Here is a 20,957-nt window from a genome sequence, read left to right as displayed (position 1 = left end):
GTCGTTACGGAGGGCGCACATTGGATGACATCCCGGTGATCGACCTCTCCCAGGCGCCTGGCGAGCGTGCGGCCTGGGACCGTCCCACTTGGCAGGTCTACCTGTGGGCAGTGGTCGAACTCCTGCTCGTCACCAATCCCTGGCAGATCAGCTCTGGCTTACGCATCCGCGCACTTCGAGCGTTCGGCGCCGAGATCGGTCGCGGAGTCGTCTTCCGTCCGCGGACGCGGGTCAAGTTTCCGTGGAAGCTCCATATTGGCGACCGCTCATGGATTGGAGAAGGCGTCTGGTTCCACAACCAGGATCATGTGTACGTCGGTCATGATGCCGTCATCTCGCAGGACACCTTCGTCACTACGGGTAGCCATGCCCACCGACGCGACATGGGGCTGATCACGCGCCCGGTCCACATCGGAGACGGGGCATGGATCACATCCCGGTGCGTCGTGCTGGGGGGGAGCCGCGTAGGACGGAGCGCTCTCGTGCGCCCGTTGAGCTTGGTCGACGGACGCCTCGTTCCGGATGCCGAGGTGTGGGGCGGCAATCCGCTGGCGTACGTCGCTCCGCGCTTCTCGAAGACGGCCGTGCCCGAGTGAAAATCGCGCACGTCGTCACCTATTCGTCGTCGGACGGCGCATTCGGCGGGCCGACGCGGGTCGCTCTCGCCCAAGCTAAGGCCTTGGCTCGTCGTGGGCACGAGGTCACGGTCTACGCCGGCACTCCTCGTGACGAGGCGAACAATGTCGTACAGGACGGCTACCGATTGCGTACCTTTCCCGTTCGACGGCTCGCGCCTTTTGGAGGGTTTGCCACGCTGTGGCCGGAGGGGATGCAGCGAGCGTTGCGTCGTGACCTCAGCGACACCGACGTCGCGCACATCCATCTCGCGCGCGACCTGGTCACCCTCCCCGCGGCGATGCTGTCCGCGAAGTCGGGGGTCCCCTTCGTCGTGCAGCCCCACGGGATGGTGGACGCCTCCGATCGTCTCCTCGCCAAGTTGCTCGATGCCGTTGCAATGCGAAGAGCGTTGCGGCGTGCGCGGGCCTGGCTCGTCCTGACGGAGCGGGAGCATGCCGATCTCGCTGATCTCGCATCCGCCGCACGCGTGACGCGCCTTGTCAACGGCGTGGAGCCCACGCCGCCGCCGCCCTATGACGGTCGACGTGACGAGGTTGTGTTTCTTGCTCGACTCCACGAGCGCAAGCGGCCCCTGGCGTTCGTCGAGATGGCCCGGCTGCTGGCGGATCGCCTGCCGACTACGACGTTTCGGATCATCGGACCCGACGAAGGCGAAGGCGGCAAAGTCGCAGCCGCGATCGACGCGGCGCGGATGGGTGACCGGCTCGTGTGGTCGGGGCCGCTTCCGCCATCGGAGACCGCCGACGCTCTCGCGTCCGCTCGGGTGTACGTGCTTCCCTCAGTGAACGAGGTGTTCCCGATGTCCGTCCTCGAAGCGTTTATCGCAGGGACTCCTGTCGTGACCACCTCGTCGTTAGGTATTGCGCGCGATTGTGAACGATATGGCGCCGCGATGGTGACGGACGGTTCCGTCCAAGCGCTGGCGAATGCCGTGCACGAGGTGTGCGGGTCGCCAGCGCGCTCGAAAGAGCTGCGCGACGGGGCGCGGCGGTACGTGGAGACGGAACTCGACATCGATGCTGTAGCGGCAGTGCTGGAGCGAGAGTATGGGCTCGCTCAGGAACCGGCGCGGCATGCGTGAGCTGTCGATCGTGCAGCCTTACGTGCCTCGCTACCGCGTGGCCTTTTTCGATGGCTTGGAGCGGGTACTTCGAGACGACGACGTTCGCCTACGAGTCATCGCGGGAGAGCCGACGAAGAGCCAGAAGGCACGGGGAGATTCAGCCACGGCTGGCTGGCTCGAGAGAGTGGCGCCTCGAATAGTCGAGATCGGCAGCAGGCATCTATCTCTCACCTACTCGCGTTCGCTTTGGCGAGGATCCGATGCGGTCATCGTGCCGCACCAGGGGTCATCCCTTGACGCGATGTCAGCGCTGGCGCGCCGGGGGCAGGCCCGCGTGGGCGTGTGGGGCCACATCGCGTCTTATACCTCTCCTCTCAACGCCGTCGACGGGCTGGTCGAACGCTGGCAGCTGCGACGCGCACACCACGTCTTCGCCTACACCCCGGGGGGCGCGGAATTCGCCAGGAACGCGGGTGTAGCCCCGCGGGATATCACTACGGTGATGAACACCATCGACTCAGACGAGTTGCTGAGCGCGCTGGACCAGCTGTCGGTCGCGGAGGCGCAGGCTGCACTGCGTGCACGCGGCGCTCCCGATGGGCCGTATCTCGCGTACATCGGTGGTCTCGACGAGAGCAAGCGAATCAGATTCCTCGCAGCAGCGCTGGACCTCGCTCACCGACGCGGCGCCGACGTGCACATCGTGGTGCTCGGCCGCGGCGACCAGGCCGAGCTTCTAGACCGGGCAGTCGCTCGTGGGCAGGTGACGCGGCTCGGATACGGCGGAGTTGCCGAGAAGGCCGCGGTCTTGCGCGGAGCGCGAGCCGTCGTCAACCCGGGCCGAGTTGGATTGCTCGCGGTCGACTGCCTGGCGTCTCGTACCCCGCTCATCACCACGGACTGGCCATGGCACGCTCCCGAGCTGGAGTACATGCGGGGCGGAGATCTCACCCAGGTCGTTGCGGATGACGCTGGAGCGTTCGCTGAGGCTATGACCGCGACGATGCGGGGAGCATCGCCGCACCGTGTTGCCGATTGGCCAGATCCACCGGCGCTGGGCGACATGGTTGAGAACTTTCGACGCGGCGTCCGTTCGATGCTGGACGGATGACGCGCGCGAGCGAGTCCGCAGGGTTCACGCAACTGTCACTACATGTTCATCATCCAGAGCTTGGTGAAACCGACTGTGTCGACGTTATGCGGTACGCTCCGGAAGCGACCTCGATGATGTGGTGCGAGGCCTCCCGCTTCTCGGTGGGTTTCTTCCCTCGGTCGTCGAACCCGAATCGGCGATCGTGGCCTTGCACCGTGGCTCAATGTCGAGCCGCGGGGGAGTTTAGGTGTCATCTTCGGCTGGGGAGCCACGAGTTCTTTGGGTTACCAACAATGCGGCGCCGTACCGAATACCGGTCTGGCAGTCCATCTCGGAGAGCGTGGATCTGAGCATCCGGTTGCTTCAGCGGGACGAGGGGGTCCTGGCCGACGCGAGGCGATCCAGCGAGTGGACCGTCACTTCCGCGCAGTCGAGCGGCCTAGACATCGCGGCCTTGCGGACTGTGCGCGCGGGCATAGGGGAGCGCCGGTACTACGGTCTACTCGGATCCGGCGCGCGGTTGATTCGTCGGTGTGACGCCGTAGTGCTGGGATCCTGGGAGTCGCCCGCGTGCTGGCAGTTATCTGCTGCGGCCAAACGCCGCGGCAGACGCCGTGTCGGCTTCTACGAGTCGACACAAATGTCGCAGCGACACAGAACTGGCCCCGTAGCGCGAGCGCGTAGTCAGTTCTTCCGAGGCCTGGACGCAGTAGTCGTGCCCGGGGTGGCGGCTGCCGATGCTTTGCTGGAGCTCGGCGTGGAGGCGCGCAGAATTCATGAAGGCTTCAACGCAGTGGACGTGGATCGCTTCGCGGCGGTGGCGCAGGTTGCGCCAACCGGTGGGGGTCACCGATACCTGTATGTAGGTCAGCTCATCGAGCGAAAGAACGTAGATGGCCTGCTGCGGGCTTTCGCAATATGTGCACGTGCGGAGGATACGCTGACCATCGTCGGAGCGGGTGAACGCCTTAATCATCTTAAAGAGCTGGCCAAAAGCCTGTCCACTTCAGACGCGATTCAATTCGTGGGCGAAGTGTCATACGACGCGCTGCCGACGGTGCTGTCAGCGCACCATACACTTGTGCTCCCTTCTACCGAGGAGGTATGGGGTCTCGTTGTGAACGAGGCGTTGGCGGCCGGACGGCACGTCGTTGTCAGCGAACGGGCGGGCGTGCAACGTAGCGTCGAATCGATGCCTGGCACCTTCTCCTGTGCTGTAGGTGTGCGCTCGATTGCCGATTCATTGGTCGCCTCGCGCGCGGCTTGGCGCGGACCGATAGCGCCCCATCCCATGCTCGGGAACTCCCCACAAAAGTTCGCGAGCATCTTCTTGGACGCCCTAGGCTTTCAACGGTAGCAAACAGGAGGCGCGTCTCATTGCTATTGACAGCGCGTGGCCTGTCTGGACTCCGCCGCCCTTCGAGTCACCGAGCTAACGCGCCGGATGACTTCGATGCCAAAAGGTAAGTGATCAGGCGGGCGGCCAACCGTGAATGCTCAGTCAGTCGCATGAGGTTCTCGTTCCGAGAAGAGGTGTGGGTCCGCGTGCTCGCATCGCACACGAATGCTTCTCGAGTGCCCGCACTGAGGTGGCGTCCCTCGGGGTTTCGGGAGCTCGCGCCCGGCCCGGCGGTGAAGTGGATCACCCACCAGTGCTACCCATCAATTTTCCGAATAGCGACCTCGCAAGGGGCGATAATCGAAACTGCCAACAAAAGGTGCATTGCGACAAATCCGATGGCCGCTCCGGAAATCCCGGCGTTCTGACTCAGCAACCAGATCAAGCTCAAACCTAGGGCGACAGATGCCCACATTCCAATAGGTACGATCCTCGGCACGCCTATCGCATAGAACCAACTCATGTGTAGCTGTGCAAGTCCGGATATGGCAGCTGAAACAAAGACTGCGATCGCGATAGGCGCTGCGCCCGAAAACTCCGGTCCGTACAGGAATGTAACTAGCGCGGGCGCAAATGCCGACGCTCCGACTGTGACGATCGACGCCAGCAGAACAAGCTTGCGAGCACGTAGGAAGTGCTGTTTTCGTTGGCTCTGAGAAGGCGCGCTTGCGAGTTCAGGGATCAGCACCTGAAGAAGGGTATTGATGCCCAGGTTAATGGGATTGAAGAGCCGCATCCCGGCTCCGTAGTAGCCAGCTCCGGCTGTGCCGAGACTCGAGGCAACGATCGCAGTGTCAAGCTGCGAAAGGTTGGTCGCGCCACCGCTCGCTATGAGCGATAGATTCTCGCGCATGAGGCGATTGAGCGAGACCGGCCTTGCCAGGTTCGCTGCAGCGACTGCCGCGTAGGATGTGATGCCGACGACGGCGGCAATGAGCATTGCGGTCGCCGCCGCTTGTTCCGAGTTTGATAAGACGAGCGGCGCAATCGTCGCGGCTCGCCGGACCAGGAGGATTGTCATCGCGGTAACGCTGGACTTCCGCCCTTGACGGATGCCTACTGCGACGTCACCGGTCGACTCGCCAATCGCGTACGCCGCGGCGCAAGCAGCGATCCAAACCGGTTCTTCAAGACTACCAGCGACGATGGCTGCTGTCACCGGGAGGACCGCAGCTAGGACTGCTCGCAAAATCGAGTAAGTCGCTAGTGCTCCCTTCTCGCGGTTATCTCTGAGCCCTCGGAGTACGCGATTACCCATTCCGAGATCGAGTAGCGATAGTGAAAAGCCAGACATTGCGAGGGCTAGCGAGAATACCCCAAATCCGTCGAGACCGAGTGCGCGTGCGAGGAGTGCAAAAATGCCGGCCTGCAGCAGCGCAGATCCGATGCGGCCGCCTATCGAAACGGCGAAGCGGGCTCTCATCCGGTGGCTCCGAACCAATCCTTGATTTGTGCGCGTGACCCCTATGAGTGGCGGTGCGCGCAGTTGAATACTGATTTAGGCTGTGCGGAGCCAGTCTGTGATCGCCCTGAGTTAGGCCGACCTCAACGATCTCAGGGCGTGTGCGACCGCGTCCAAAATTAGGCGAAGTGGGTGGCGACGTCGCACTCCGAGGAGTCTGGCGGAAGTATCAACGAACGTTCGCCGCTCCCCTTGCCAAAACCATGATTGGGGATTCGCAGCAGCCTTATAAAGCCGTTTGAATCCGCGATCCTTCTCGGAGGGTAGGTGCCAGATGCTCAGTGTGTCTTCGTCTCCGTAAACTGTGCGGTGGCTGTGGGCCGTCCAGATGCGCCGCACGTGGTCACTCGCCTCGTGAACGGGAACGCCTGCTAGGGCGTAGGTCATAACGTGTTCCTCTGTACGAAAGTGCGGCTCGCCGGCTGCCCAAGCGCGTAGCGCTTCCGACCAAGCGATCTCAACACGGTTCCGCACCTCAGCTATTCTCGACCGAGGTATTCCGTATAGTTCCCCTCCTAGGTGGCGTGGCGTGTTGATGGCGGCATACTGGTCCACATCGAGGCGGCCCAAGATTCTCTGGGCATCCCGCGGGCGTAGCCCGTTGATCGCGACTGTTGGCGGTGAAGGTATTGATATGGCCGAAACGGCGTCGTGATGCATGAGGAGGGGGGCGACGGTGTCGACGCAGAGGACGTCTGGGTCGACGAGCAGAAGGTACTCTGCGTCGAGTCGCAGAGCATCGAGAAGATATAGAGAACCGAGAAACCGATCCGAAAAACCGGTGGGCGGCAGGTGATCGAAGGGCTCGAATCTGACCGATACTCCGATATTCGCGAATTCTGAAATCCATCTCGGCGATGGTGTGCTATTTGTGACCAGCACGAGGTCGGTTTCGGGGTTCCAGCGGCGGAAAGAAGCGAACGCGACAAAGGCGGCGCAGAAGTAGACGTCGGTCGAGCTGGATCGCTTCACATTGGGGTTCTGCTCCGCTGGCATCGGCGCGAACGGGATTGCGACGGTCAACAAAATCTGCCCTCAAAACTTGTCAATGGGCGTTCTCGCCCGGGGCGAGCGTTGCTTGGGCAGTCCTGGCCAAGATCAGCAAATCACCCATCAGAGTCCAGTTCTCAACATACGACAGGTCCAGGCGAACCGAATCCTCCCACGACAGGCTCGATCGTCCGCTGACCTGCCAGAGGCCCGTGATGCCGGGCTTGACGAGGAAGCGGCGGTGCACGTGGTCGGCGTACTTCGCCACCTCGGAGGGCAGTGGTGGGCGAGGGCCGACGAGCGACATCGATCCGCCGATGACGTTGAAGAGCTGGGGCAGCTCGTCGAGGCTGAACTTGCGCATCACACGACCGACGGACGTGACCCGGGGATCGTTCTTCATCTTGAAGAGGACCTCGTTGCCCGAGTCGCGTTGCTGTTTGGCAAGCGCTTCGAGCATGTCTTCCGCGTTGACGACCATCGTGCGGAACTTCAGCATCGTGAACTCGCGCCCGCGCAGTCCCACGCGCGTCTGCCGGAAGAAGATCGGTCCCTGGCTCGACAGTCGAACGCTGAGCGCCAGGAACAGCAGAACGGGGCTCAGGAAGATGACACCGATCGTGCTGGCGACGACGTCGACGGTGCGCTTGAGGAAGAGCTGCCCGCGACTGAACTTCGGCGTCTCGACGTGCATGAGGGGCACGCCGGCAACCGGGCGCGTCTGCACGCGCGGGCCGGCGACATCGACGATGCTGGGTGCGAGCACGAGGTGCTGGCGGCCGGCCTCGAGTCCCCACGAGATCTGCTTCACCTTGTCGGGTGGCAGCTCGTCGGTGCTGGTGACGGCGACAGTGTCGGCACCCGTTGCGGCCATGGCCTGGGCGACGGCATCCACACTGCCCATGATCGGGATCTTCGTTCCCTTGACGGTTCCGGCGACGCGTCCCGACGGAACGCACGCTCCGACGACGCGGTATCCCGAGCCCGGCATGCGCTTCAGCTCACGCGCGAGATGGGTCACGGATGCCTCGGACCCCACCAGCAGCACGCGCGCGGAGTACTCGCCGACCGAGCGTTTCGCGACGAGCCACTGCCGCCAGAGCCAGCGCGAGAACAGCAGCATCCCGACGCCGACGGGCAGGCTGATGAGCAGGAATCCGCGAGCGACATCGACCCGCGCGAGGAAGGCGAGGATCGCGATGACGCCGAAGAGCGACAGGCTCGATCGTGCGATGCGTGCGTACTCCTCGGCGCCCGCGCCGATGATGCGGTGGTCGCGGGTGTCGGCGAGGCTAAGCGTCCACATCCACACGGCGATCAGCCCCGCAGAGAAGAGCCAGTACGAGAAGTCGGTGATGCGCGAGTCTTCGCGGATCGAAACCTGCGCGTTGCCGAAGCCGAACCAGGCGATCTGCGTTCCGTAGACGACCCAGATCAGCACCAGCAGATCGGTCAACCGCAGCAGTGAAGCGTAGCGGCGGCGCCAGTCACGGGGTCCGCGGTATGCCGTCGCGGAGGACGGCGCAGGCGGGGGTGTGGCCGCGGCGGACGAGGGTGCCGTGATGACGTGCGTTCCCGTAGCCCCACGAGCCGTGGCAGAGGAGAAGTCATACGGCATGACATCCTCCTCGCGCTGTGTGATGTGGTGCTGAGGGGGAGATCGTACGCCTGCGATGTGTCGGGCGTGTGAACCGGGATCGCCAAAAACGACGGCCTTCCCCCGTGCCGATGGTACCGGTGCCACGCCTCGGAGCGATGTCGGCCATCCGGTGGACAAGCCCCGAAAATACCCGGTCAGGTCCGGTGTTCCTCTCGTGCGGCTACGGGGCCGACTCGTAATTCGTACTAGGGCCACGCGCGCGACGGATCGCGAGCAGGGCGGAGGGTGGCGGCGTATGACGAAATGCCGCTATGTTCTCGCTGGGGGTCGATTCAGGCCTCTGCCTCTGGGGGGGAGAAATCGATGGCTTTACGCCATAGCGCTTCGTCGCGCTTGCTTACTTTCGTTTCGGCATCGGTCGCGAGCTTCGCGCTGGTGCTGTCGAGTGCCTCGGCCAGCTACGCGGCCACGCCCGACCCGACGCCGACACCGGCCGAGACGATCGTCGACGACACCGCGCAGGTCGTCGACGAGACCGCTGCGCCCGATAACGACGGCGCCGACCCGGTCATCCCCGCGCCGTCGACCGAACCGCGTCCCGACGGTGCTTCCGACACCGACGGGAATGCGGATGTGGCGACGCAGCGTGCGGAGGTTGCGGCATCCGCCTCGCCCGTATCCTTCCGATTCGGTGATGTCGAGACGCAGGTCGAGGCCACGCCGGGGAAGGCAGGAGTGAGCACGTTCACCGGTGTCGTCGTCGACGCGGGTACCGGCAACCCGGTCGGCGGAGTGTCGGTCTGGGCTGCGAGCTCGGGCGGCGACGGCATCCCCGCCGACAACGCCGTCACGACCGCAGCGGACGGCACGTTCACCGTCGTGGTGAGCGAGGGGCGCGGCTGGTACGGCTTCGAGATCGGGGCGTCGTTCGATCCGCTGTACCTCGGTGCCACGGGTCAGATCGACGGAGCCGCCTTCGGCTACGCCTACGACCTGGGCGCGGTCGGGGTCGAACGCGGTGCCGTGCTTTCGGGCTCGATCACCGTTCCGGATGCGGGCGTCGACACGGTGCGTGTCGGCGTCGAGATCGCAGCGGTCGGCGACGGACAGAGCCAGTTCTGGACCGACAGCACCGTCGCGGCGGGCGCAACGGCCGCCTGGAAGACCGTCGTACGCCCGGGCACATACACCGTTGGCTTCTCGACCTCCGGCGTGCTGGCCCCGACGTGGTGGAAGAACGCTTCGTCGCTCGCGACCGCCACGCCGGTGACCGTCGCGGCAGGGGGCTCGGTCTCGGGTCTCGACGCATTGATGCGCATCGGCGCGAGCCGTCTGTCCGGCGTCGTCACATCGGCCGCGGGCGCACCGTTGGCGAAGGTCCAGGTGCAGGCGATCGCGGCCGGCGGGGGTGGCGGCGTGTACGCCGAGACCGACTCGCGCGGACGCTACGTCTTCACCGGCATCGCGGCCGGGAGCTACACCGTCGGGTTCTCGCCCGCTCCGGGTGACGGCCTGCGCACATACTTCGGCGGGAACGACTACAGCTCGGCGACGCCGATCGTGATCGCTGAGGGCGCCGCCCGTGACGACGTCAACGTCGTCATCCAGCCGGGTGCGACCGTCACCGGCCAGCTGCCCGAGCCGACTCGCGCCGGGGTCGACTCGCTCATGCTGACCAGCAGCGGTCCCAACTCCAACAGCGCCTGGGCGGCGGTCGCCGCCGACGGCACCTTCACGTTCCTGGATGTGGCCGCCGGAACCTACCGGCTCGAGCTGCGCTCAGGGTCTGCGAGCATCACGGCCGGCGATCCCGTCGTCGTGACCGGCCCAGGTCGCGTTGTCCTCGACCTGTCGGGGCTCGCAACGGAGATGGCCGAACTGACGATCACCGTCGCCGAAGGCGCTTCGATCAGCGGCACCGTGACGCTGCTCGACGCCGAGACGCGGCGTTCCGTCGCGACCGCCTGGCTCTCGAACGGCGGCGCGCTCACCATGCGCGTGCCCGCCGGGAACTACATCGTGCAGTACCAGGGCGCCAACGGGTCGCCCGTCTACTACCCGGGCGGCAACTCACCTGCATCGGCCATCGTGCTCGAGCTGACCGCCGAGACGCCGCAGGCGATCACCCTGAGCGCGAGCCGCGGCTCGATCTCGGGAACCGTCACCGACGCGGAATCGGATGCGGCGGTAGCGGGCGTTGCGGTCGAGCTCTACCGGGCTGACAGCCTCGGTGGCACACCGATCGCGCGCACCCAGACCGCCGCTGACGGCTCGTACGCATTCGGCGCGCTCGGCGTCAACAACTACGCCGTTCGCGTCGTCGGGGGAGAGACCCTGTACGTCGACCGCTGGTTCGGTGGTGCCGGTGACCAGGCCAGCGCCACACCGATCGAAATCGGCGCGGACGCGTCGTTCGATGCCGCTGACTTCCGCGTCGTTCGCGGCGGCGGAATCGCCCTGACCTTCGCCGACGAAGCCGAGTTCTCGGGATGGGAGAGCCTCTGGGTCAGCCTCTGGACCCCGGAGGGGACGATCACCAACCACGGCATCCCGATCTCGGACATCCGTCGTGACGGCGGCGCCACCATCACGGGTATCGCCGCGGGCACGTATCGCCTGAGCGCCTCGGTGGGCTCCACGAGCCTCTCGTCCGTGGATGACATCGAGGTGACGGTCGGCGAGGTGACCGGTCCGATCGCCCTTGCGCTCCCGCCCGCGCAGATCGTCGGCGTCGTGACGGCTTCGGCCTCGGGGGCTCCCGCGTACGCGCGGGTGATCGCCCGGTGGACCGAGGAGACCGAATGGGGCACGGATCACCGGGAGATCTGGTCGTACAGCAACTCGACCACGGGCCGATACCGTCTCAGCGGCATCCCGACCGGCGCCTCGGTGACCCTTGAGTTCTCGCGCGGCAACTCTGGCGACAACCTGTCGACCAAGTGGTGGCAGAACGCACAGAGCGAGGCTGAGGCGACCCCGATCCTGGTCACCGACACCCCGTTCGTCGCCGACGTGGCGCTGGACGCGGGCATCGCCGTTCGCGGCCGCATCATCGACGCGCAAAGCGGCGAACCGGTCGCGGGTATCTCGGTCAACTACGGTGCGACGACCAGTGCAACGGGAATGTTCACCACGTACGCCGACCGCGCTGGGGCGTTCGTCCTCACCACAAGCGGCGGGAGCACCCACATCGCATCGACGACCCCGGTCACCGTTCCCGCGGAGGGCCTCGATGGCGTCACGTTGCAGTTGCAGCGCGGCTACCGCATCGTCGGAGACGTCGCGGCGGCCAACAACGGGGCGGCGCTGTCGAACATCAACGTCGGCTTCCACCGAGCGGACTCGACCGAGGCGTGGCCCGCACCCATCGGGTCGTCGTACACCTACCTCGACGGTCGTTACGAGAGCCCGCCGCTGGCCCCCGGTCGCTATGTGGTGCGGGCCGAGAACTACCAGGGCCTTTATGTGAGGCAGTGGTTCGACGGCGCTGACGCCTACAGCGATGCCCGTGTCATCGAGATCGTCGACCGCGACGTCGAGACCGACCTCCGCATGGCGCTAGGCGGCACCGCCTCGGGCCGAGTGGTGGACGCCGACGGCGCTCCCATTGCCGGTGCGACGGTCGGCGTCGCGACAGCGCCGGAGACGGGCGTCGCCCGGTTCTTCGCTGACGCGTGGAACACGCTCGTCGGCGCTGCCGACGCCAACCCGCTGCTCGACATCACGGTGCAGACCGACGCGAACGGCAACTTCCGTCTGCCCGCTCTCGAGCCGGGCGAGTACACGCTCTACGTGTACACGCCTGACCGGGGGACCACCTGGTACGACGGCAAGAAGACACGAGCCGACGCCGACGTCATCCGCATCACGGCGGGGCAGAACATCGTCCTCGACTCGGCTGTGGCCGTGCCCGACCTGGCTGAGGGCGAGACTCCGCTCACGCCGACGGAGACGCTCAGCTCGGAGTTCGCGATCGTCTCGAACCCGGCGGATGTCTCGGTGGCATCGGGCGAGCGGGCCGAGTTCACCGCGATCGCCTCGGGTCTGCCGGTTCCGGCCGTGCAGTGGCAGTCTCGCCAGAACGGCGGGGAATGGACCGACATCGCAGGCGCGAACGGCCCGACCTACGTCATCAGCGAGACGACGGCGGATGCCGACGGCACCGAGGTGCGGGCGGTCTTCACGCAGGGCGACCGCGAGCTCACCAGCTCGACCGCGCGCCTGAGCGTGACGCGTCCGGCCACCGTCCCCGAGACGCCGGCTGCGCCGCGGGTGGACTCGGTGACCACCGCCTCGGCGTCCCTCGCCTGGGACGCCCCCAAGGACGGCGGGGCACCCATCACCGGCTACGTGCTGCGCGCTTACGAGAAGGGCGCGGAGGTCGCCACTCGCGTCATCTCGATCGGTGCCGTCACGACGACCACGATCAGCGGTCTCGCGCCGGGTACCTCGTACGAGTTCACCGTCGCTGCGACGAACAACGTCGGGTCGGGCGTCGAGTCGCCCCGTACACCCATCGAGACAGTTCCTCTCACGGCCCCGACGGCTCCGACCGCCGTCGCCGTGACCGACGTCACGGCGACGAGCCTCGCGGTGAGCTGGGCAGCGCCGAACGGAAACGGCGGCACGCCGGTGACGGGTTACATCGTCACCGCGAGCACGGCGGGGGCGGAGGACATCGTGATCGTCACGGATGCTGCGACGACCGCGACCACCCTGACCGGCCTCGAGTCGGACACGGCCTACTCCATGACGGTGAAGGCACGGAACGTCGTCGGCGACAGCCTGGCGGCGTCGATCGAGTCGCGCACTGCGGTCGAGCCTCCGGTCATCACGGCGCCGTCTGCGCCGACCGGCCTCACGGTCCGCAGCAGCACGGCGGCATCCGCCGAGGTGCAGTGGAACGCGCCGGTCGCCGACGGCGGATCCGCCATCACCGGCTACGCGGTGACGGTGACCGAGGCCGGTGTGCAGGTAGCGGCATCCGTGTCGGTCACCGGCACGTCGGCGACGATCAACGGTCTCGCGCCGTCGACCACCTACACGGTAACCGTCGCCGCGATCAACAGCGCCGGCACCGGTGCGAGCTCGAACGCGGCCGAGCTGACGACGCTCGCACCGCCGGTTTCGCAGCCCGGAGCACCGACCGCGCTGAAGGCGACGGCGGTGTCGGCGACCGAGGTCGTCGTCACCTGGGACGCTCCGGACAGCGACGGGGGAGCGGCGGTGTCGGCATACGACGTCGTCGTCACCACAGCCGGAGTCGTGGTCAACGCGCCCGTCGTGATCGTCGGGACCGAAGCCGTCGTCGCGGGCCTCAGCCCAGACACCGAGTACGTGCTCACGGTGACCGCTCGAAACAGCGCGGGCGCGGGGCCGGTCGCATCGACGTCGGTGCGCACCCTGACGGTCACGGTTCCGGTCGACCCGGAGCCCGGAACCGGCGGAGGCAACCCGGGTTCGGGCAACCCCGGTTCGGGCAACCCCGGCTCGCTGCCTTCGACGGGTGGAGCGGCCGCGCCTGCAGCCCCCTCCGCCGCTGCCCTGACCGACGCGAACCGTGGCGCGCTCACGGTGTCGGAGCCGACGGTCATCCCCGGCAGCACCATCCGGGTCTCGGGGCTCGAGGCTGGCAAGGCGTACGACATCTGGTTCTTCTCGAGCCCGACCTACGCCGGGGCGGTCACCGCAGACGCGGCCGGATCGGCCCGGGTGACGGTTCCCGCCGGCCTGCCGGCTGGCCCGCACCGGATCGTCGCGGTCCTCGCCGGCACCGACACGATCGCCGGATGGACGACGGTCACAGTCGCCGCCCGTCTCTCGGCCACGGGTGGGCAGCTGCCGATCGCGGGAGGCCTGATCGCGGGCATCCTGGTGCTCGGCGGACTGTCGCTCGTCGCCGGGTCGCGGCTGCGACGTCCGAGCGGGGTAGCCCGCTAACCGGCGCACGAACCGCGAGGCCCGTATCGAGAGGATGCGGGCCTCGCGGCGTCAGTGCCGGGTTGTCGTCGCGGCCGTCAGCTCACGGATCGGGCGGCCTGCCGACCAGGCGCGGATGGCTTCGACGGCCTGCGGGTAGAAGACGCGGTACGTGCCGTCGGTGACATACCCCAGGTGCGGGGTCAGGCCGGTGCCGCCGATGCGTCGACGACCTTCTAGACGTCCTCGAGGTCTAGGTCACGGCAACGACTTGGGGGGGGGGGGGGGGGGGGGGGGGGGGGGGCGTTCGACGAGCAAACAAAAATGGGGCCCGCATCCATAGTGATGCGAGCCCCATTCGATCGACGGGAGTCACTCGACGGGCAGCCAGACCCGCATCGTCGACGGGCCGCGGTTGGCCCAGTCGTGATAGGCCACGAGGGGGACCAGCTCGGCCTCTTCGGCGGCTGCGGTGGCGCTCGCCGACGGATTGCCATATGGCCATCCGTCGCTTTCGTCAGGGCGCAGCCCGACCCGCAGCCACACGCGGCCGTCGCGCTCGACCGGTTCGGCGTCGCGTGCGATGGCCGCGCGGCCGACGTCGGCACCGCCGGGCAGATCGGTCGACTCGAGCGCGAGCACCTCGGGGCCGCGCTCGACCGCGACGCAACCGCGCACGGCGTCGATACGCGCATCGGGGGCGACGAGCCGCGGCGCCATCGGCAGCTCGAGCTCGACGACCTCGCCGGCGCGGAAGTGGCGACGCACCTCGACGCGGCCCGGAGCGGCGGCGTCGTCGTCGATGACCGCGCCCGCGGCATCCCGAACGCGCAGGCGCGCGCCCTCGGCCCACTCGGGCACGCGCAGCGACAGGGTCCACGCGCCGCCGGCATCCTCACCGACCACCACCCGCACGACGCCGTCGGCGGGGTAGGCCGTCTGCACCTCGAGCGACACCATGCGGCCGTCGGGCAGAACCATGCGGATCTCTGCCGGCGCGTACTGGTGCAGCTGCACGCCCTCGTCATCGGCGGTCGCCACGTAGGCGTCGAGGCTCGCGAGCGTGCGCGCCACGTTGGGCGGGCAGCACGACACCTCGAACCACGGTGCTCGCAGCGACGACGACGCGCGCGGCGACGTGCCCTCGGGGTCCGCCTCGACGCCGGGCACGCGCTGGTGCAGCGTGTTGGCGTAGAAGAAGCTGCGACCGTCGGCCGCGGGCGAGGTGGCTACAACGTTGTAAAGCGTGCGTTCGATGAGGTCGGCATACGCGGCATCGCCCTTGGCGAGCAGCAGCCGCCACGAGAACATGATCGACGCGATACCGGCGCACGTCTCGGAGTAGGCGCGGTCCGGCGGCAGCTCCCAGTCGTCGCCGAACGCCTCGTCCTGGTGGTGCGACCCCTGACCGCCGGTGATGTAGGTGCGGCGCCCGCGGGTGCGCTCCCACTGGCGGCGCAGGGCGGCGAGCAGCTCGTCGTCACCCGCGTCGACGGCGACGTCGACCGCTCCGGCGGCGAGGTAGTTCGCGCGCACGGCGTGACCGGCGAGGGCGTCGGCATCGCGGAGGGGCACGTCGTCCTGGAAATACGTGCGTCCGAACTCGATGTCGTCGAGCGTCTCGTGTCCACGGCGCTCGACGAACAGCTCCGCCTGCGCGCGGTAGCGCTCGTCACCGGTCACGCGGGCGAGCTCGGCCAGCGCGGTCTCGACCTCGGGATGCCCGCAGAAGGCCGGGATGCCCGTCGGCCCGAAGACCTCGCACACGAGGTCGGCGGCACGTCGGGCGACGCCGAGCAGACCGTCATCCGCTCCGGGGCGCGTGCGCTCGCGAGCGACGGCCGCCTGGAACAGGTGACCGAGGCAGTACAGCTCGTGCCCCCACTCGAGGTCGGACCAGCGCGGCTCCTGGCCGGGGCGGCCGAACTTCGTGTTGAGGTAGCCGTCGGGCTCCTGCGCGGCGGCGACCCGGGCGACGACCGAGCGCAGCGTCGCCTCGAGTTCGGCGTCGTCGCTGCGACCGATCTCCCAGGCCACGGCCTCGAGGTACTTGTAGACCTCCGAGTCGGAGAACTCACGCCCGCGGCGGCCGGCGGGAAGCGTGCCCGCGGCGGCGCGATCGAAGTTGGGCAGCCAGCCCTCGGACTCGAGGCGGCCGAGCACATGGCTGAGGGTGTGCGCCGCGTTGATGCGCTGGCGCTCACCCCAGAAGCCTCCGGTGATCCGCACTTCGTGCAGACCGAGCGGACGCAGCCGCGAACGCGCCGGCACGACGGGAGCGGCAGCGGCGGCGGATGCCGCAGAGCCGAGGGGGCGGGTGGGGAAGGTAGTCGACATGGTCATCCCTTGAATGCGCCCGACATGAAGCCGCGCACGTAGTGACGTTGAAGGATCAGGAACAGAACGATGCAGGGCAGCGCGAGCACGACGACACCGGCTTCGGTGACCCCGTAGTCGATGACGCCCATCGTTTGGCCGCGCAGGTTCGCCACCGCGAGGGGCAGCGTGATGCGCGAGGTGTCGTTGATGAGGATGAGCGGTGCGATGAAGTCGTTCCACGCGGTGAGGAACGCGAACAGGCCCACCGTGATGAGGCCCGGCTTGACCGCGGGGAGCAGCACGCGCCACAGGGCGGTGAGGCTCGTGCATCCGTCGACCAGCGCCGCCTCGTCGAGCTCGCGCGGCACCGATTCGAACGAGATGCGCATCATGAACATCGAGAACGGCAGCTGGAACATCGTCAGCACCAGCGCGACCCCGACGAGCGAGTTCTGCAGGCCGACGGCATTGAGGATGACGTACAGCGGAATGAGCAGCGTCGCGTACGGCACCATGAGGATCGCCAGCACCAGCAGGAACAGCATGTTCTTGCCGGGGAAGTGGAAGCGCGCGAACGCGTACCCGCCGAGGAACGAGGTCAGCAGCGTCAGCGTGACGGTCAGCAGCGAGACGAAGAGCGAGTTGCCGAGGTAGACCCAGATGCCCGACTGGAAGTTGGCGAGGGTGACGTAGTTGCCGAACCCCCACCCGTCGGACTGGCTCGTGCCGGCCTGCGGGCTCACCGAGGCGACACCGGTCCAGACGAGCGGATACAGGAAGATGATCGCCAGCGCGCCCGTGAACACGGTCGAGGGGATGCCCCACAGCAGGCGACCGGTCGGCCGGCGCCGCGTGCGCGGCCGGGACTTCGGGATGACGATCGTGCGCGTGGTGTCGGGGGCGGCGGGCGGGACGGAGCCCGCCGGGGCGTCGGTCAGAGCCATGTCAGGCCTCCTCGGGGCGACGGAACGCGCGCAGCTGCACGACGTTGATGACGACCAGGGCGAGCAGGATGATGACCGACAGCGCCGCGGCGACGCCGAGGTTGTTCTGCCCCTGGAACGCAATGTTGTAGATGAGCTGCACGACGGTCATCGTGCTGTTGTCGGGTCCGCCCTTGGTCAGGATGTAGAACTGGTCGAACGCCAGCAGCGACCCGGTCACGCACATGACGGTCGTCAGTGCGAAGGTCGGACGCAGGAGCGGCACCGTGATGTCGCGGAAGATCTGCCAGCGCGAGGCGCCGTCGATGCGTGCGGCCTCGTAGACGTCTTCGGGGATGCCCTGCAGGCCCACGAGCAGCAGCAGCATGTAGAAGCCCGCGTACCGCCAGACGATGAGGAACACCGTCGACCACAGGGCGCCTTCGGGCGTTCCCAGGAAGGTGATGCCCCACGATTCCATCAACCCCGCGAACGGGCCGGCGATGGGGGAGTAGAGCACGTAGAAGAGGAGGGATGCCGACGCCAGGCCCAGAGCGCTCGGCAGCAGGAACGCCGTGCGGAGGAAGCCCTTCCAGGCGGTCGACTCCTGCACGAGCAGGGCGAGTCCGAGACCCAGGCCGATCAGCAGCACGGTCGTGATCGCGGTGTAGACCAGGGTGAATCGCACCGAGTCCCAGAACAGCCGGTGGTCGAGCGCCTCGGCGAAGTTCGTCGGGAAGTTCGGCGCCATGTTGCCGCGCAGCAGCGGCCAGTCGGAGCCCGACATCTGCAGCACCAGCACGAGCGGGATGAGGAACAGGGCGATGACGAAGAGGGCGGTCGGGGCGGCGTACAGCCAGCCCTGGACCGGTCCGCCGAGGGCGGTGCGCCGATATCGGGTGCGGCGCGGTGATGTGGTGAGTGCCACGTCATTCCTTTCGGAGGGTGGGGGCGCCGCCGCGCGGCGGCGACGCCCCCGGGTGTGTCACTGACCGAGGATCGCGGTGATCTCGTCGTTGTCGGCGTCGACCGTCGAGGTGCCTTCGAGCACGGCGTTGCGCACGAGGGTCAGCCAGGGGCTGCCCGGGGCGTTGAACGCCTGCTGGAAGTTCAGCGCGACGGGCGTCTGACCTTCGGCGGCGACCTGGTTGATCGTCACCTGGCGCGGGTCGGCCGAGGCGTAGGTGTTCTCAGCGAGGTCGCCGCGCGAGACGGCGTTGCCGTCCTTGGCGAGCACCTCGACCTGAGCGTCCTCCGACATCATCCACGAGAGGAAGTTCCACGCCTGCGCGGACTGCTTCGAGTCCTTCGAGATGCCGATGCCGTCGCCACCGACGAACGTCGAGGCGCCGCCGTCGACACCGGGGATGCCGGCGACCCCGGCCTCGAAGTCGAGGCCGGACAGCAGGGTGGCCGGGAACGGCATGACGCCGACCTTGCCTTCCTGGAAGCCCGCGACCCAGGTTGCACCGGTCTCGTCGGCCGAGCCGGGAGCGACAGCGCCGGCAGCCTCGAGGTCCTTCCAGGTGTTGTAGACCTCCTGCGCGGCGTCGCCGGCGAGAAGCGACTCGGTGCCGTCGTCGCTGAGAACCTGCTCACCGGATGCCCAGACCGAGGGGAACCACGTGAAGACGAGGCAGCCACCGCAGTTCAGGCCAGTCGAGGTGCCCGAGACGCCCGGCTTGCCGAGCTCCTGAACCGCCTTGGCCGCGTCGGCGAACTCCGACAGCGTCGCGGGAGCCTTCTCGGGGTCGAGGCCGGCTTCGGCGAAGAGCTCCTTGTTCCACATCAGCATCGACAGGTCGAGGACGAAGGGCAGTACGTGCTCCTTGCCGTCGACCGTGCCGGCCGACAGGTGGCCCTGGTTGATGTCGTCCTTGTAGTCGAGGCTGTCGACCTGCGCCGTGATGTCCTGGAACAGGCCCTGCTCGACCCAGTTCGGCACGTAGACGATGTCGGCGGCGAACAGGTCGGGGAGTCCTCCCGAACCGGCGGCGGCGCCGACCTTGGCGACGTAGTCGTCGTTGGGGACGACGGTCAGCTCGACCTGGTTCTCGTGGCTGGCGTTGTACGCCTCGACGAGCAGCTTCGCCTGACGCTCGAGCGGTGCGCGCGTCCACAGCGTCAGCGTCGTGCCGTCGTCGGTTCCTGCGGCGGGAATGTCGGCCGGGGCAGCGGTGTCGCCACCGCCGCTGGTCGAACACGCGGCGAGGCCGCCGACGAGGACGCCGGCGACGAGCGCGGCGGTCGCGGCCCGGAATGCCGGGCGGCGCCGGAATGGGGTCATTGCAGTCTCCTCTTGCTCTTCATTGAGCGGCTGCGCCGTTCGGGCGGGCACCGCGTGAGTCCGGGAATCCGAAAAAACCGAAATCCCTTTCGGGAAGGTAACCTAGGTTAGGACGGGCGTCAAGACGGCCGGATGTAACGATGAGGAAACGGATCAACATGGCACCGACCGATGGGCAACGCGCCACGACTCTCAGCGATGTGGCACGTCGCGCCGGTGTCTCGATCGCGACAGCATCCAAGGCTCTGAACGGTCGCGGCGACGTCGCCCCGGCCACCCGCAAGCGCGTGCTCGCCGCCGCCGACGAGCTGACCTTCACCCCGAACGCGGCGGCGCGCAGCCTCCTCGCCGGGCGCACCGGAACCGTGGGACTGCTCACGAGCGACCTCGAAGGCCGCTTCATGATCCCGATCCTCTCCGGCGCCGAAGACGCCTTCGGGGCCGGGCAGGTCAACGTCTTTTTGTGCGATGCGCGCGGTGACGCCATCCGCGAGCAGCACCATCTGCGGGCGCTCCTCAGTCGCCGCGTCGACGGGATCATCGTCGTGGGGCGGCAGACCGACCCGCGCCCCTCGCTCGGGCAGGAGATCCCGGTGCCCGTCGTCTACGCCTACTCGCCCTCGGACGACTCTCGGGATCTCTCGCTCACGCCCGACAACTATTCCGGCGGGCGCCTGGCGATCGAGCACCTGCTCTCATGCGGCCGCACCCGGATCGCCCACATCACCGGCGATCCGACCTACGCCGCCGCGCAGGACCGCCTCGCCGGTGCGCGCGCCGCGCTCGGCGCCGCCGGCCTCGACTTCGTCGCCGAGCCGATGTTCGCCGCGTGGACAGAGCATTGGGGTCGCGACGCCGCCGCGATGCTGCTCGAGCGGCATCCCGACGTCGACGCGGTCTTCTGCGGCTCGGACCAGATCGCGCGCGGGGTGCTCGACACGGCGCGCGACCTCGGGCGCGACGTGCCGGGCGACCTCGCGGTCATCGGCTACGACAACTGGGAGCTGCTCGCGGGCAATGCGCGACCGCCGCTGACCACCATCGACGCGAACCTGCAGCAGCTCGGCCGGCAGGCGGCGCAGCGCATCTTCGACGCGATCGACGGTGCCGACATCGGATCGGGCACCCACCAGCTTCCTGTCAAGCTCGTCATCCGCGGCTCGACGATCGCCCACCGCTGACGCGACCGAGGTCACAGTTTTTCGGGCTGTTTCGAAATTCCCGAAAAGCGTTGCGGAATCCGGCATCCTCTCTGTAGCGTCC

The 20,957-nt window shown here is 67.5% G+C and carries 13 protein-coding genes; 6 read left to right on the top strand and 7 right to left on the bottom strand.

Features of this window, described 5'->3' with window-relative positions; all coding sequences use genetic code 11:
- The first annotated feature begins 35 nt into the window (after nt 1-35).
- The 4 genes from VC184_RS13560 (at nt 36) to VC184_RS13545 (ending at nt 4,152) form a co-directional block, all read left to right on the top strand.
- On the top strand, nt 36-596 hold the full coding sequence (locus VC184_RS13560; protein WP_407667117.1) for an LbetaH domain-containing protein: 561 nt from the start codon (nt 36-38) through the stop codon (nt 594-596).
- Nucleotides 593-1,720, top strand: coding sequence for a glycosyltransferase (locus tag VC184_RS13555; protein WP_323986587.1), 1,128 nt, complete (start codon nt 593-595; stop codon nt 1,718-1,720). Before VC184_RS13560 ends, VC184_RS13555 begins: the two co-directional genes overlap by 4 nt.
- Nucleotides 1,713-2,813 carry a glycosyltransferase gene (locus VC184_RS13550; protein ID WP_323986586.1) on the top strand — a complete coding sequence of 367 codons (1,101 nt, stop codon included), beginning with the start codon at nt 1,713-1,715 and terminating at the stop codon, nt 2,811-2,813. Before VC184_RS13555 ends, VC184_RS13550 begins: the two co-directional genes overlap by 8 nt.
- Before the next feature lie 706 nt (nt 2,814-3,519).
- The gene (locus tag VC184_RS13545; RefSeq protein ID WP_323986585.1) at nt 3,520-4,152 is read left to right on the top strand and encodes a glycosyltransferase; all 633 of its coding nucleotides are present in this window, start codon (nt 3,520-3,522) and stop codon (nt 4,150-4,152) included.
- A 298-nt stretch (nt 4,153-4,450) separates the two neighbouring features.
- Here the strand turns inward: VC184_RS13545 and VC184_RS13540 are convergent, their stop codons facing one another.
- The 3 genes from VC184_RS13540 to VC184_RS13530 form a co-directional block, all read right to left on the bottom strand.
- A complete protein-coding gene (locus VC184_RS13540) occupies nt 4,451-5,617 on the bottom strand; it encodes a lipopolysaccharide biosynthesis protein (protein WP_323986584.1) in 1,167 nt (388 codons plus the stop codon).
- Between the two features lie 111 nt (nt 5,618-5,728).
- Nucleotides 5,729-6,679 carry a hypothetical protein gene (locus VC184_RS13535; protein WP_323986583.1) on the bottom strand — a complete coding sequence of 317 codons (951 nt, stop codon included), beginning with the start codon at nt 6,677-6,679 and terminating at the stop codon, nt 5,729-5,731.
- A 22-nt stretch (nt 6,680-6,701) separates the two neighbouring features.
- A complete protein-coding gene (locus VC184_RS13530; RefSeq protein ID WP_323986582.1) occupies nt 6,702-8,264 on the bottom strand; it encodes a sugar transferase in 1,563 nt (520 codons plus the stop codon).
- A gap of 375 nt (nt 8,265-8,639) precedes the next feature.
- Between VC184_RS13530 and VC184_RS13525 the strand changes: the two genes are divergently transcribed.
- Nucleotides 8,640-14,186 carry a fibronectin type III domain-containing protein gene (locus VC184_RS13525; RefSeq protein WP_323986581.1) on the top strand — a complete coding sequence of 1,849 codons (5,547 nt, stop codon included), beginning with the start codon at nt 8,640-8,642 and terminating at the stop codon, nt 14,184-14,186.
- Nucleotides 14,187-14,537: 351 nt separating this feature from the next.
- Here the strand turns inward: VC184_RS13525 and VC184_RS13520 are convergent, their stop codons facing one another.
- Genes VC184_RS13520 through VC184_RS13505 form a run of 4 tightly spaced genes read right to left on the bottom strand, consistent with a single transcriptional unit; the run spans nt 14,538 to nt 19,694 of the window.
- The gene (locus tag VC184_RS13520) at nt 14,538-16,502 is read right to left on the bottom strand and encodes a glycoside hydrolase family 127 protein (RefSeq protein ID WP_323987770.1); all 1,965 of its coding nucleotides are present in this window, start codon (nt 16,500-16,502) and stop codon (nt 14,538-14,540) included.
- A gap of 2 nt (nt 16,503-16,504) precedes the next feature.
- The gene (locus VC184_RS13515; protein ID WP_218823014.1) at nt 16,505-17,428 is read right to left on the bottom strand and encodes a carbohydrate ABC transporter permease; all 924 of its coding nucleotides are present in this window, start codon (nt 17,426-17,428) and stop codon (nt 16,505-16,507) included.
- Between the two features lies 1 nt (nt 17,429).
- Nucleotides 17,430-18,335: a carbohydrate ABC transporter permease gene (locus VC184_RS13510; protein WP_323986580.1), complete on the bottom strand. Its 906-nt coding sequence runs from the start codon at nt 18,333-18,335 to the stop codon at nt 17,430-17,432.
- Nucleotides 18,336-18,392: 57 nt separating this feature from the next.
- Nucleotides 18,393-19,694, bottom strand: coding sequence for an extracellular solute-binding protein (locus VC184_RS13505; RefSeq protein ID WP_323986578.1), 1,302 nt, complete (start codon nt 19,692-19,694; stop codon nt 18,393-18,395).
- A gap of 158 nt (nt 19,695-19,852) precedes the next feature.
- Between VC184_RS13505 and VC184_RS13500 the strand changes: the two genes are divergently transcribed.
- Nucleotides 19,853-20,875 carry a LacI family DNA-binding transcriptional regulator gene (locus VC184_RS13500; RefSeq protein ID WP_269268067.1) on the top strand — a complete coding sequence of 341 codons (1,023 nt, stop codon included), beginning with the start codon at nt 19,853-19,855 and terminating at the stop codon, nt 20,873-20,875.
- Nucleotides 20,876-20,957: the final 82 nt, after the last annotated feature.

It is taken from the genome of Microbacterium plantarum (assembly GCF_035231185.1).
GTDB lineage: Bacteria > Actinomycetota > Actinomycetes > Actinomycetales > Microbacteriaceae > Microbacterium > Microbacterium plantarum.
This window is presented reverse-complemented; position numbering and strand designations above follow the sequence as displayed.

Excerpts from the sequence above, each read along its gene's own strand:
- VC184_RS13550 (WP_323986586.1), top strand. The coding sequence starts at position 1,713 with ATGCGTGAGCTGTCGATCGTGCAGCCTTACGTGCCTCGCTACCGCGTG.
- VC184_RS13540 (WP_323986584.1), bottom strand. The coding sequence starts at position 5,617 with ATGAGAGCCCGCTTCGCCGTTTCGATAGGCGGCCGCATCGGATCTGCG.
- VC184_RS13530 (WP_323986582.1), bottom strand. The coding sequence starts at position 8,264 with ATGCCGTATGACTTCTCCTCTGCCACGGCTCGTGGGGCTACGGGAACG.
- VC184_RS13520 (WP_323987770.1), bottom strand. The coding sequence starts at position 16,502 with ATGTCGACTACCTTCCCCACCCGCCCCCTCGGCTCTGCGGCATCCGCC.
- VC184_RS13515 (WP_218823014.1), bottom strand. The coding sequence starts at position 17,428 with ATGGCTCTGACCGACGCCCCGGCGGGCTCCGTCCCGCCCGCCGCCCCC.
- VC184_RS13505 (WP_323986578.1), bottom strand. The coding sequence starts at position 19,694 with ATGACCCCATTCCGGCGCCGCCCGGCATTCCGGGCCGCGACCGCCGCG.
- VC184_RS13500 (WP_269268067.1), top strand. The coding sequence starts at position 19,853 with ATGGCACCGACCGATGGGCAACGCGCCACGACTCTCAGCGATGTGGCA.